This is a genomic window from Nocardia vinacea, assembly GCF_035920345.1.
Classification (GTDB): domain Bacteria; phylum Actinomycetota; class Actinomycetes; order Mycobacteriales; family Mycobacteriaceae; genus Nocardia; species Nocardia vinacea_A.
Window position 1 is genome coordinate 8,303,847 of sequence record NZ_CP109149.1, and the last position, 13,399, is coordinate 8,317,245.

The following is a 13,399-nucleotide window of genomic DNA, read 5'->3' on the forward strand; positions in this document are numbered from 1 at the left end:
GCTTGGGTCGTCGGTGGTGGAAAGAGCTTGCAGTAGTAGATAACTGAAGACCGCCGTGGCGGTGAGGGTGAGGAGGGCGGCGAGTAGTCGGCTGGCTATCCCGATCAGACGTCGCGTTGCTGTGTCCAGTGCCATCACTCTTGCCAGCTCCTACCTGCTTATCCATGCCCACGGAAGCTAGTCGTGCAAAAGTGGACGAGTGTTAGCAACTGAATGGCAATCAGTGTGTTATCAGGCGGGTTCTGGCTGGCAGCGTGGGCAGAAGTAGATGCCGCGTTCACGCTGGGTGATGCGGTCGGACTGGGGGTTTCGGGCCGTGCGGCCGGGTTGGGGTTCGGTCTCGCCGAGTAGATGGACGACCATGCGGGTGCCGCAGCGCTGGCACGGGCGTCGGGCGCGGCCGTAGGCAAGTGGCCGCCACGGTGGTTCGGTGGCGGCCTTGGTGAGTACGCGATGCGCCTCGTGCACGAGGGCGAGCAGGTCGGGGACGTCGCCGACCGGTGTGGCCGGGTGGACGCGGCGCAGGAAGCAGATTTCGCTGCGGAAGATATTGCCGATACCGGCCAGGTTGCGCTGGTCGAGTAGGGCGAGGCCGATCGGCTGGGCCGGATGCCGTGCCAGCCGTCGCACCGCCTCGGTCACATCCCAGTTCGCGCCGAGCAGGTCCGGTCCGAGATGGTCGGTGGCGGTGTGCTCGTCCGCGCGCCGCAGCACCTCGACGGTGCCGAGCGAAAAGCCCACCGCCTCGGTGTCATCGGTGCCGAGCACCAGCCGTGCGGTCACCGGCGGTCGCGTCCACCGTTCACCGGCGCAGTAGGTCCGCCATTCGCCCTCCATCTTCAAATGCGTGTGGACGCTGACCTCGTTGGTCCGCACGAACAGATGCTTGCCATAGCTCGCGACCCCCTCGACCTGCTGCCCCACCAGATCGACCGTCGCATAGCGCGGCACCCGGAAATCGCTGCGGATCAGCGTTTTTCCCTCCAGTGCGAGCCGCAGTCTGGCCGCCGTCAGGAATACGGTGTCGCCTTCAGGCATGGCTCGACCATAGGTTGAATCGGGGCGGGGTCACCGTCGGCTCCGCAGTGTGAGCCCGCTCTTCCCCGCGCAATTCCCTGCCTTGCCGGGTGCGAGTGGCTGTTGCTGCGCGGTTCTCGTTTCGCAGGGTGCGAGTGGTTGTCGCTGCGCGGTTCTTGTCTTGCAGGGTGCGAGTGGTCGCCGCGGCGACTGCCGGAGTGGTGTCGCCGTGCGCGGGCTCGTCGTCAGGGCGCGGCTTGCTCCGCAATCGCAGGCCGCGTGGGGTCGTGGAGCATCCGGCCTCGCTTTGCGGCGTGCGAGTGGCCGTTGCCGCGGCTGCCGGGGTGATGTCGCGGTGCGCGGTTCGGGTCACGGCTTGCTCCGGAGGCGCAGGCCGCGTCGGGTCGTGTACCACCCGGCCTCGCTTTGCGGCGTGCGAGTGGCCGTTGCCGCGGCTGCCGGGGTGATGTCGCGGTGCGCGGCTCGGGTCACGGCTTGCTCCGGAGGCGCAGGCCGCGTGGGGTCGCGGAGAATCCGGCCTCGGTGAGGAAACCGGCGAAGGTATTGCCGTGCACGGTTTCTCCGTCGACCCGGTCGATCACCAGTGAGTCGACGTGGCGGTCGCGCACCAGATCGGCCAGGGCGGTGGCTGCGGCCTGCCGGACGTTCGGGTCCTCGGTGAAGGTGAGCAGCGTTTTGCCGCCGCGCTCCAGATACAGCGCGAGTTCGCCGTCGACGAGCACGATGATGGCGCCGGCCTTGCGTCCGGGGCGGTGGCCCGCGCCCTCGGACGGTCCCTTCGGCCAGGGCAGTGCCGCGCCGTAGGGATTTGCGGGATCGCTTGCCGCCAAGGCGAATGCGGTGCTCCGGCGTTGTCCACCGGTACCGGGGCGGGTGCGCTCGGTGTCGAAGGAGCGCAGTCGGTCCACCACATCGGTGGTCGAGAACTGTGCGCCGCCCAGCGAATCGATGAAATAGCCACGGCGGCAACGGCCACGATCCTCGAATTCGGTGAGCACGCGGTACATGAGCGCGAATCCGCCCGGCACGCCCTCGTTCTGCACCGAGCCGCGGGTCAGCACACCGTACCGCTCCAGCAAGGTGTCCGCCGTCGCGTGGGCGCGCAGGGTGTTGTCCGCTACTCGCTCCGGCAGCAGCGACCAGCGGCCCGCGACGGCGGGCGGTCCGGATCTGGTGGGCATATTCGGTCGTGGGAGGTAGGCCCGTCCGCGCGGTGCGCGCCGTGGTGTGCGATGGGCGGTGGAGGTCGGTGCGGTACCCGAGAGCAGGGCGCGAACGGGGGCGAAGGTGTCACCTGAGACCACGCCTGCCCAGACGAGTTCCCACAATGCATTCGCGACTTGGGTGTCGTCGAGGAGTCCGGTGGCGTCGGAGAGTTGCCGGAAGAAGTACGCGCCGCCGCCGTGCAGGACCGGGGGGAGTCGCAGCGGCGACCCGTCCCGGCCCGCTGAGCCGTTGGTGGTCACCGAGGTGCCTGGAGTCGCTGAATTGCCCCGCACCGCTGAAACATCCTGTGCTGCATCATCGTCCAGTGATACGACCTGGCCTGATCCCGCCCCGGGCTCCGTATCGGCATCGATGGGCGTCCACGAGGCGATCGATGCACCCAACGCATTGAGCAGGCGCAGATGCACCTCGGACAGTTCGATCTCGTCGGCAGGCGTCAGCGTGAACGGCGCTTGATCGGCCAGGTGCAGTGCGATCCAGCCGTCCTTGGCGGTGATTGCGCCGTGCCCGGACCAGACGACCTCACCGGTGGCCATCAACTCGTCCAACATGGCGGGTGAGTAGTCGCGCACCCGCGCGGGCAAAACCAGCGACTCCCATGCGGATGCGGGAATCGGCACTCCCGCAAGCTGTTCCACCACCGCCGCGACGCCGTCTACGCCGCGCAATTCACCAGTGCCGATGTGCTGCCAGGACGGCAGGAACCGGCCGAAGGCAGCGGTCGCGACCGGCTCCACCTCATGCCGGGCGGCCGCGAGCGACCGGCGGCGCAATCGGCGCAGCACCTGGCTGTCGCACCACTCCGAGCCGCTGGCCGCAGGTGTGAATTCGCCCTCTACCACGCGCTTTTCCGCGACCAGCCGATGCAGTGCCGTCGCCGCGACCGCGGTGCCGAGTCCGAAACGAGCGGCCACGGCCTCGGTGGTGAACGGTCCGTGCGTGCGGGCATAGCGCCCGACCAGGTCTCCGAGCGGATCGGCGACCGGTTCGATGAATGCGGCGGGGGTGCCGATCGGGAGCGGTACGCCGAGCGCGTCGCGCAGGCGCGCGGCATCCTCCACCGCGACCCACCAGGTCCGTCCAGCGAACGTGACCTCGAGTGCGCGCTTGGATTTCACCAAGCCGGCGAACCATTCCGCCGGATCACCGGTGGGCTCTGCATCGTCGAGTTGAACGCCGACGCACCGCTGCGCGGCTTCCGCAGCAGTAAGCGGTCCGAGTAACCGCAAAAGATCGGCCAGCCCCTCCGCATCCCGCGCCAACCGTTCGGGTGTGAGCCGCTGCAATTCCCGCTCGGTCTGCTCGATAACGGTGGCGTCCAACAGCTCCCGCAGTTCCACCCGCCCGAGCAGTTCGGCGAGCAGACTCGAATCCAGCGACAGTGCGGCGGCCCGACGTTCGGCCAGGGGACTGTCCCCGTCGTACATGAACTGTCCGATGTAATCGAACAGCAGGGAGTTGGCGAACGGTGACGGCGTCGCGGTCTCGACTTCGACCAGTCGTACCTGGCGGCGCGCCACCCGTCCGAGCAGATCCCGCAGCGACGGCAGATCGTAAACGTCACGCAGACATTCGCGCACCGTCTCCAACAGGATCGGAAAGTCCGGAAACTTCCGTGCCACATCGAGCAATTGCGCCGACCGCTGCCGCTGCTGCCATAGCGGCGCGCGCTTACCCGGATCGCGTCGGGGCAGCAGCAGTGCCCGCGCCGCGCACTCCCGGAATCGCGATGCGAACAGCGCCGATCCGCCGACCTGCTCGGTGACGATATCGTCGATCTCATCGGGCTCGAACACGAAAAGCTCAGCACCGGGCGGATCGTCGGTGGTATCGGGCAGTCGCACGACGATGCCGTCATCGGAGGCATTCGGCGCGACGTCCACGCCGAATCGCTCCCGCAGCCGCGCACCGATCGCCAACGCCCACGGCGCATGCACCGGCAGGCCGTACGGCGAATGCAGCACCAGCCGCCAATCGCCGAGCTCGTCGCGGAAGCGCTCGACGATCAGGGTCTTGTCGGTGGGCAATTGTCCGGTGGCAGTGCGTTGTTCATCGAGCAGCGTCACCAGATTCGTGGTGGCATTGTCGTCGAGGCCCGCGCCACGTAGGAGTGCGTCGACTGCCGGATCCGTTGGGGAGCTCTTTTTTCCATCGGTGTTGGAGTCCGCACCCTTCGATGTGTGCGCACCGGCCTTGCGAATGAATTCCCCGAGCGCCGCGCCGAGTTCGGCGGGGCGACCGAGTCCGTCACCATGCCAGAACGGCAATCGCCCCGGCTGCCCGAATGCGGGCGTGACCAGCACCCGGTCGAAGGTGATCTCCTCGATGCGCCAGCTGGTCGCACCGAGCGCGAAAACATCGCCGACCCGCGACTCGTACACCATCTCCTCATCGAGTTCGCCCACCCGCGAGGCCTTTTCACCGACCATATAGACCGCGAAAAGGCCACGATCCGGGATCGCGCCACCCGAGGTCACGGCCAGTCGCTGCGCACCTGGCCGACCGGTGAGCGTGCCCGCGTCGCGGTCCCAGACCAGTCGGGGCCGCAATTCGGCGAACTCGTCCGACGGATAGCGACCGGCGAGCAGATCGAGCACAGATTCATACGCCGACCTGGGCAGCGAGGCGTAATTGCCGGTGCCGCGCACGATTTCGAACCAGGCATCGACATCGATGGGTTCGAGCGCGCAGGCCGCGACGGTCTGCTGGGCCAGGATGTCCAAGGGGTGCGCGGGAACTTGCAACGCTTCGATCTGCCCCGCCGTCATCCGCTGCGAGGCGACCGCGCAGTGGATGACATCGGTGCGATGTTTCGGGAACAGCACCCCGCGCGAGATCTCACCGACCTGGTGCCCGGCCCGACCGACCCGCTGCAGCCCACTCGCCACCGACGGCGGCGCCTCCACCTGCACCACCAAATCGACCGCGCCCATATCGATTCCGAGTTCGAGACTGCTGGTGGCGACAACGCAGCGCAGCCGTCCGCTCTTGAGATCGTCCTCGATCAGCGCCCGCTGCTCCTTGCTCACCGAACCGTGGTGCGCACGGGCCAGCAGCGTATCGGCGCCGTGAATCACTTCGGTGGACGCACCGAGTTGGGCGGGCGGCTTGTGCCCGCCGCGCGCGTCAGGCCCGGAGGAGACAGCTTGCGTAACCACGGAGGGCCCCGCGCGTGGCGTATCAGACACCGTATCGACGGCCTCGTCCAGCCGCACGGCGTAGGCCTCATTGAGCCGCGCGGTCAGCCGCTCGGCCAACCTGCGCGAATTCGCGAAGACGATCGAAGACCGGTGGTCCAGCACCAGATCCACGATCGCCTCGTCCACATGCGGCCAGATCGACCCGGGCTGATCGGAATCGCCCGGTTCGGTCATATCCGCGATCGGCACCCGCACGGACAGATCGAAGGTCTTGGGAGCGGGCGGCGAAACGATCGTGATCGGCGCACTTCCAACAAGGAACCGCCCGACCTCCTCGGGCGGTCGCACCGTTGCCGAGAGCCCGATCCGCTGCGCGGGCCGCTCGGTCAGCAGATCCAGTCGGGCCAGCGACAGCGCCAGATGCGCGCCGCGCTTACCGCCCGCGATGGCGTGCACCTCGTCCACGATCACCGTGCCGACATCGCTCAGCGTCTCCCTGGCCGCGGAGGTGAGCATCAGGAACAGCGATTCGGGCGTGGTGATCAGAATGTCGGGCGGTGTTCGCTGCATCGATCGCCGGTCCGCCGGACTGGTATCGCCGGACCGAACGCCGACGGTGATCGTCGGCGGGTCCAGGCCGAGCCGCTTCGCGGTCTGGGTGACCCCCACCAGCGGCGCGCGCAGATTCCGCTCGACGTCCACCGCCAATGCCTTGAGCGGTGACACATAGAGCACCGAGGTGCCGACCTTGCCCTCGGGCTTCGGCCGGGTCGCGAGTTGATCGATCGCCCACAGAAAGGCCGACAGTGTCTTACCCGAACCGGTCGGCGCGACGACCAAGGTGTGCTCACCTGCGGCAATGGCCTGCCACGCGCCCAGCTGAGCGGCCGTGGGCGCGGGAAATGCGCCGTCGAACCACTCCTGGGTCGCGGTGGAGAACTGGGCCATGGCATCAGTGTGCACCCGGGTACCGACAACCAGCAGCGGCGGCCGGAATACCTCGAGTCCGGCAAATGGCTCGCGGCCCGAGCGAAGGGGTGGCAATCGAAGTACGGCCGCCAGCGTCGCGCCGTACGCTTCCAACCGTGCAAAAGGTGCTCAGACTCGACCTGGTCAGCCATGGCATGACCGAGGCGATGCGAAAGGCACGTTTTCCAGTAGACGAATCGCTGACCGAAGCCGGTCGCCGAGCAATCGCGGCGTGTGGCCGCCTGACCGCGGCGCGCGTGCTCACCGGACCCGAACGCCGGACGGTGGAAACGGCTGCGCTGATGGGACTTCCGGGCGAGGAGGACGCCCGGCTGCGCGATCTGGATGCCGGCGCGTGGCGCGGCGGCGAACTGATGTCGGTGCCGCAGGATGAGCTATATGCCTGGCTGACCGACCCGCAGTTCCGTGGTCACGGTGGCGAATCCGTGACCGATGTGGTCGAGCGGACCAGGTACTGGATGGCCGAAATCGCCTCCGAGGGCATGTCCACCATCGCGGTCACCCACCCGGCGGTGATCCGCGCGGCGCTGTTGGTGACCCTGGACGCGCCGCCGAAATCGTTCTGGCGGATCGACATTCCGCCGGGCAGCGTCACCCGGCTGCACTACCGCGGCGAATGGACGTTGCACTTCACGGCGTGAGATCCGGGCTCATCGCCCTCAGCGGTCCATCGCCCATCGTCACGAGCAGCCGTACCGCATCGGTGATCAGCCGCACCGGAATCGACGGATCGACGGCCCGCTGCATGCCGAGCCCGATGCCCATGCTCAGGATCGCGGTCGCGGCGTCCTCTGCGGGCATCGGCAGCGGGATTCCGATCGTGTCCGAAAGCGTCTGCACCTGCGCCGCGACGGCGCCGCGCATCATGGCGAGGCTGGAGACCAGCGCGGCCTGCAGTTCCGGATCGTCGCGGGCGACCGTGGCGAATTCGAATTCGAGCATGGTCCAGCCGACATCGCCGATGGTGTGCTCGGCCCATTCGTGGAATCGCGCCAGCTGATCGTCGAGCGTCTCGCCCGCCGCGATCAGATCCGCCACCTCGCCGAATTTCGTCGCATGGATCAGCCCGAGCACCTCCAGGCACAGCTCCTTTTTGGTGCGGAAGTTCGAGTAGACCGCGCCCTTCGAGTAGCCAGCCTCCTCGGCGACTCGCTCCAGGCTGGTTTTCGCATAGCCCTCGGTCAGGAAGAGATCGCGTGCGGTCGCGATCAGATCGGCCCTGGTACGGGCCTGACTTTCGGACCGGGTCAGACGTGCCATACCGCAGATTCTACGTACCGTTGGATTTCAGATACCAAAGGTATTTGGATTCTGCTAGTGTTTGAAACCATGGGTAACAAAAACCGGTCGCAACGGCGCGGCCTGGCCATCGGCTGCGGCGGCACGCTCGGGTCCGCCTGGATCGTCGCCGCGCTGGCCGCCACCCGAGAGGTGCTCGACTGGGATCCGCGCGAGGCGGATGTGCTGCTCGGCACGTCGGCGGGTGCCGAGACGGTCACCCTGCTCGGCAGCGGTATCGGCGTGGATGAACTCGTCGCCATGCAGCGCGGCACCTCGACGAATCCGATTCTGTCGGCGCATATGCGTTCCGAACCCGGACGGTTCCCGCCGCTGCCCCGGCCGCGGCTGGGTGAGTTGGCTTTGAGCCTGCGTGCGCCCGCGACCGGACAGCGGTTGCTCACCGCGGGCAGCGGCCTACTGCCGATCGGCGGTGGTGATGCGAGCTGGTTGCAACACCTGGCCGACCGCCTGAACCCGGGCCGCTCCTGGGTATCTCATCCCGCGACCTGGCTGGTCGGCATGGATTATGCGACGGGAGAACGGGTTCCATTCGGCGCGCCCGACGCACCGCCGGCGACTTTGGGTGCGGCGCTGCGTGCGTCGTGGGCGGTACCCGGATGGTTCCCGCCCGTTTCTATTGCCGGACGCCGTTTCATCGATGGCGGTGCGGGCTCGACCGCATCGGTGGATCTGCTTGCCGCACAACAACTCGACGAGGTGCTGGTGCTCGCGCCGATGGCCTCCGTCGAAGAAGAAGTCCCCGCGACCGGTCCCGGTCATTTCCTGGAGCGGCAGCTGCGCAGTCGCATGAGCGCCCAGCTCGCCGCCGAGGTCGGGGTGTTGCGTGCGGCAGGTACGCGCGTCCTCGTGCTCGGCGCCACCGCAGACGATCTCGAGGTAATGGGCCCGAATTTCATGGACGGCCGCCGCCGTCTCGAAACCTTCGAACACAGTCTGCGCAGCACTCGCCGAGCGCTGGAACAAGGAGCCTTCGCATGAATATTCTCGGTCACGGTTATCCGGATATCGACCTGAAGGGCGCGCGGGTGCTGATCACCGGCGCTGGCCGCGGCATCGGACAGTCGACCGCGGAATTGTTCGCGGCCAAGGGCGCTGAAATCGCCATTGCCGATGTCGATACTGTCGCAGCCGAATCCGCCGCCACCGCGATCGGTGCTTGTGCCTATGAGCTCGACGTCCGTGCCCGCGACCAGTGGGACAAGGTCGTCGCCGACTTCGGTGCGGTGGATGTTCTCGTCAACAATGCGGGTGTCATGCCAGCGGGCGCGTTCCTCGACGAGCCCGACGCGGTCGGCCGCACGACCATCGATATCAACGTCTGGGGTCTCATCCACGGCATGCGTGCAGTGGTGCCCGGCATGATCGAGCGCCGCCGCGGCCACGTCGTCAATGTCGCCTCGCTCGCGGGCAAGATCCCGGTCGCGGGCCTCGCCGTCTACAACGCGAGCAAATTCGCCGCCGTAGGCCTATCCGCCGCAACACGTTTGGAGTTCGCGCCGCAGGGGGTCAGCGTCAGCTGCGTCATGCCGTCGGCCGTCCGCACCCGCCTCTCCTCCGGCCTGGCGCTCGGCAAGGGCATGCCCACCGTTGAACCCGAAGACGTCGCCGCCGCCATCCTGCAAACCTGCGAAACCCGAAAGGCCGAGGTAGCCGTCCCGAACTACCTGGGCCCCATCGACATAGCCCTGGCCGCCGCCCCCGAACGCGCGGTCCGCCTCGTTCGCAGACTCCTCGACGGCAATCGCGCCCTGCACCCCGCCGACTCCGAAACCCGCTCGAGGTACGAACAACAGGTCCGCTCGATCACCGAATAGCCGGATTTCATCTGGCGAGACCCTCCATTGGCTGCACCACCTGCGTTCCGCAGCCGAAATCGCCCGCCACACCGCAGGCCTCGGCACCTGGCTTCCCGTATCTGAATTGACCGGTCACCCCGTCTCACGACCGGGCATCCCGCATATGTGGTGACCGGTGCCGAGACGAGGTGCCCGGTGCCGCTGAGGTCAGAGCTGCGGTGGTTCGATGCCGAGGTCGTGGAGACCGTTTCGGTAGAGCTCGACATTGGCCAGTTTGATGTCCTCGTAGCCGCGGACCATGTCGGGGAGTGCGGCGGCTTTGGCTGCGCGGTCGTAGTCGGCTGGGGCGAGGTTGGTGGCCAGGGTGGTCACCATTTCCGTGTAGTGGGCGAGCAAAGTGCGTTCGACGCGGCGGACGTGGGCGTAGCCGAAGGGGTCGAACTTGGTGCCGCGCAGGCGCTTTCCCTCGGCGAGGACACGCAGGGCGAGGTGACTGCGGGGGCCGAGGCCGATCTTCTTCTTGCGGCCCATGGCGCGCAGGATCGGCGGGTGCAGGCGGTAGGTGAGGTTGGCGCCGTCGGGGAGTTGCTCGCTGACCTGGGCGAGGAAGGCGGGGTCGGTCAAGCGGCGGGCCACCTCGTATTCGTCTTTGTAGGCGGTGAACTTGTAGAGACCGCGGGCCACCTGCTCGCTGAACTCGGTGCGATCGGTGACGCGTTGCTCTGCCTCCCAAATGTGCTGCACGGTGCGGATATAGTCGCGCGCGACGCGTACGCCCTGGAAGCCGATCAGCTCGACGGCACGCAGTTCGAGCAGCCGCCTGGTCTCACCTGTCGCGGTCACCCCGTCGAAAAGGTCTGCTGGAATGGCGATCTCGGCGCGCTGGTGTGTCTTTCCCGCGGTGACAGCGGCGAATTCGTCCGGCCGCGCGATCGCCACCCGCCCCCAACGGAATGCCGCGACATTGGCATGCACCGCGACGCCGTTGATCTCGATGGCCTCCTCGATCGCCGACGCGGGTATGCGCAGGCCACCGATCTGGTAGGCGGCACCGACGAGCAGGAAGTTGGCGGCGGCGGTATTGCCGAACAGCACCTCGGCTGCCGCCAGCGCGTCGAACGATCGCACCGAACGGGATACCTGGTCGAGTCGGGAAAGCAGTTCGCGCTCTTCGGGATACGCGACGGACTTGTCGTAGACCATTTCGCCGGTCGGGGTCTTGCTGGTCGACGCGACGGACAAGGTGGTCTGCTTCGAGCCGTAGGCCAGATTCTTGTTGTCGGTGGCGGCGAGCAGGTCGAACGCGACTATGCAGTCGGCCGAACCCGGCGTCAGGCGGTTCGCCGGTTCCAATTCGCCACTCACGAAGCGCAGGTGCGATACGACCGGTCCGGCCTTCTGACTCAGGCCGATCTGATCCAGGCTCGCCACCTCGTACCCGGCGCGCAATGCCGCGGTCGCAAGCACCTGGTTGACCGTCACGATTCCGGTGCCGCCGATACCAGCGAGGAATACGTTCTGGGTCGTCGCCGGTGCGCCGTCCGGCAGGTCGGGCAGTTGCGGCGGCTCGGGGCGTCGAGTTGTCTTGCGCTTCTCGGCTTTCGCAGGAAGCTCGACCGTTACGAAAGAGGGGCAATCGCCGTCCATACAGCTGTAGTCGGTATTGCACGAGGTCTGATCGATGCGGGTCTTGCGGCCGAATTCGGTATCCACCGGCTGCACCGAAAGGCAGTTGCTCTTGACACCGCAATCGCCGCAGCCCTCGCAGACCGCCTCGTTGATGACCACCCGGGTCCGCCGGACCGGCAGGGTGCCCCGCTTGCGCTGACGGCGCGCGTCGGCGGCGCAGTGTTGGTCGTAGATGAGCACGGTCACGCCGGGAATCTCGCGCAGGGTGCGCTGAGCTTCGTCGAGCCGATCCCGGTGCCAGAGCAGGGTTCCGGCGGCGAGGTCGCGCTTGCGGTACTTCTTGGGTTCATCGGCGCAGATGATGATCTGCCGCACGCCCTCGGTGGTGAGTTTGTGGGTCAGCATGGGTACCGCGAGTGCGCCCTCGGCGTCCTGCGCACCGGTCATCGCGACGACATCGTTGTAGAGCAGCTTGTAGGTGATATTCACGCCCGCGGCGATACACGCCTGCACCGCGAGTTGTCCGGAGTGGAAATACGTTCCGTCACCGATGTTCTGGAACAGATGCGGCACCGAGGTGAACGCGGCCTGACCGATCCACTGCGCACCCTCGCCGCCCATCTGGGTCAGCCCGGTCACCTTGCTGTCTTCGCGGCCGGACAGGGTCACCATGGTGTGGCAGCCGATGCCGCCACCGGCGATCGACCCTTCCGGCACGGCGGTGGACCGGTTGTGCGGGCAGCCGCTACAGAAGTAGGCGGCCCGCTTCGCGGGCAGAACCGCGAGCGACAGTGGCTGCGGCAAGGGACGTTTCATCTCCAGCCGACCCTGCAGCGCGCGGCGCAACGGAGCCACGATCCGACCCGAAGTGAGCTCGCCGTCCTGCGCGAACAGCGGCCGGTTCTCCGCATCGCGCTTGCCGATTATCTGCGGCGCATCGGCAGTGCCGTACAGGATTTCGCGGATCTGTATTTCGATGAACGCGGTCTTGTCCTCGACGACAACGATCCGCTCGACCCCATCGGCGAACTGTCGGACCCGCTCGGGTGCAATGGGATACGGCATGCCGATGCGCAGCAGTCGAACCCCGGCGCGATGCAGTGCGTCATCATCGACGCCGAGATCGATCAGAGCCTGGCGCACGGCATCGAATGTGGTTCCGGCGGCGGCGATTCCGATGTGGGCGCGCGCCGGATTCACCTCGATGACGTCGAGTTCATTGAGTGCGCTGTAGGCCTGCACCATCTTCCAGCGCGGCCCGTACAGATCGGCCTCGGCGAACACGCTGTCCGTCGGCGCGGCCATCGGTCGCTGGAGGTAGGTGAACGGCCGCCCCTCCCATTCGATCTCGGGGACGGTGATGTCGATATCGCCGACCGAGCCGTCGACTGTCCACGCGCCGTCGGCGACATCGGCGACGATCTTCAACGCGACCAGGCATCCCGATGCCCGGGAGAGCGCGACACCGTGCAGCCCCATCGTGATGACCTCGCGGGCGTTACGCGGAAAAAGCACCGGAATACCCATTGCGGCCAGCGAACGCTCACTTACCGCAGGCACCGTCGAGGACTTGGAGGCGGGATCATCGCCGACCAGCAACAGGACACCGCCACGGGCATTCGCGCCGTACATATTGGCGTGCCGCAACGCGTCCGTCGCGCGATCGAGACCGGGGCCCTTGCCGTACCAGACTCCGACAACGCCGTCATGCGTCGCCTCGCCCGCGGGCAGATCTGCTTGGCTGCCCCATACCGAGGTCGCCGCGAGTTCCTCGTTCAATCCAGGAACGAACGAAATATCGTGCTCGGCCAATACATTCGGCATTCCGCTGAGCATCTTGTCGACGCCGCCGAGCGGGCTGCCCTGATATCCGGATACGAAGGTGCCGACCCGGCGTCCGGCGCGCAGATCACGAACATGCTGCTCGACCAGCTGTCGAGCAATCGCCTGGACGCCGGTGAGGACAACGGTGCCCGCGCCGACGCGGTAGCGGTCGGCCAGGTCATAGGGGGCTGGGATCAGTTCGCGGTCCGCGAGCTCGGTCATGTAGTCCACCCGTCCGCGAGGCGCCGATCGGGCGCTTCGCTTCGTTGAGCATTTCTTGCCGCCATCCTGTACTTGAAGAGCTGAACGCACAACTGATACACGACACGTTGAGCAGACTGCTCAATTTGAAGCTCGTATGATGGGCACGCGCTATGCAGGATGCGAGGTGAAATGTGACTCCGGCCACGCGAGCCGGAATGAATTGCATCACGCCAACGGAGTCACCCGGCA

Annotated in this window: 7 protein-coding genes; 3 read left to right on the top strand and 4 right to left on the bottom strand. The window is 66.9% G+C overall.

Annotated features, from left to right (window positions below; genetic code table 11):
• Window positions 1–231 precede the first annotated feature (231 nt).
• Entirely contained in the window at window positions 232–1,038 is an 807-nt protein-coding gene (locus OIE68_RS37610; RefSeq protein WP_327095660.1) for a DNA-formamidopyrimidine glycosylase family protein, read from the bottom strand.
• Between the two features lie 467 nt (window positions 1,039–1,505).
• A complete protein-coding gene (locus tag OIE68_RS37615) occupies window positions 1,506–6,353 on the bottom strand; it encodes an ATP-dependent helicase (protein ID WP_327095661.1) in 4,848 nt (1,615 codons plus the stop codon).
• A gap of 137 nt (window positions 6,354–6,490) precedes the next feature.
• On the opposite strand from OIE68_RS37615, the gene OIE68_RS37620 reads away from it, so the two are divergent.
• Window positions 6,491–7,036, top strand: a complete 546-nt coding sequence (locus OIE68_RS37620; RefSeq protein ID WP_040686921.1) for a histidine phosphatase family protein — start codon at window positions 6,491–6,493, stop codon at window positions 7,034–7,036.
• Here OIE68_RS37620 and OIE68_RS37625 read toward each other — a convergent pair.
• Window positions 7,026–7,655, bottom strand: coding sequence for a TetR/AcrR family transcriptional regulator (locus OIE68_RS37625; protein WP_327095662.1), 630 nt, complete (start codon window positions 7,653–7,655; stop codon window positions 7,026–7,028). The two genes, OIE68_RS37620 and OIE68_RS37625, sit on opposite strands and share 11 nt — an antisense overlap.
• A gap of 69 nt (window positions 7,656–7,724) precedes the next feature.
• Between OIE68_RS37625 and OIE68_RS37630 the strand changes: the two genes are divergently transcribed.
• On the top strand, window positions 7,725–8,675 hold the full coding sequence (locus OIE68_RS37630) for a patatin-like phospholipase family protein (protein ID WP_327095663.1): 951 nt from the start codon (window positions 7,725–7,727) through the stop codon (window positions 8,673–8,675).
• Window positions 8,672–9,511 carry an SDR family oxidoreductase gene (locus OIE68_RS37635; RefSeq protein ID WP_327095664.1) on the top strand — a complete coding sequence of 280 codons (840 nt, stop codon included), beginning with the start codon at window positions 8,672–8,674 and terminating at the stop codon, window positions 9,509–9,511. Before OIE68_RS37630 ends, OIE68_RS37635 begins: the two co-directional genes overlap by 4 nt.
• Window positions 9,512–9,700: 189 nt before the next feature.
• Here OIE68_RS37635 and OIE68_RS37640 read toward each other — a convergent pair whose 3' ends face one another.
• On the bottom strand, window positions 9,701–13,168 hold the full coding sequence (locus OIE68_RS37640) for an indolepyruvate ferredoxin oxidoreductase family protein (protein WP_327095665.1): 3,468 nt from the start codon (window positions 13,166–13,168) through the stop codon (window positions 9,701–9,703).
• Window positions 13,169–13,399 lie beyond the last annotated feature (231 nt).

Coding starts and splice junctions, on each gene's coding strand:
- OIE68_RS37625 (WP_327095662.1), bottom strand. CDS start 7,655: ATGGCACGTCTGACCCGGTCCGAAAGTCAGGCCCGTACCAGGGCCGAT.
- OIE68_RS37635 (WP_327095664.1), top strand. CDS start 8,672: ATGAATATTCTCGGTCACGGTTATCCGGATATCGACCTGAAGGGCGCG.
- OIE68_RS37615 (WP_327095661.1), bottom strand. CDS start 6,353: ATGGCCCAGTTCTCCACCGCGACCCAGGAGTGGTTCGACGGCGCATTT.
- OIE68_RS37630 (WP_327095663.1), top strand. CDS start 7,725: ATGGGTAACAAAAACCGGTCGCAACGGCGCGGCCTGGCCATCGGCTGC.
- OIE68_RS37610 (WP_327095660.1), bottom strand. CDS start 1,038: ATGCCTGAAGGCGACACCGTATTCCTGACGGCGGCCAGACTGCGGCTC.
- OIE68_RS37640 (WP_327095665.1), bottom strand. CDS start 13,168: ATGACCGAGCTCGCGGACCGCGAACTGATCCCAGCCCCCTATGACCTG.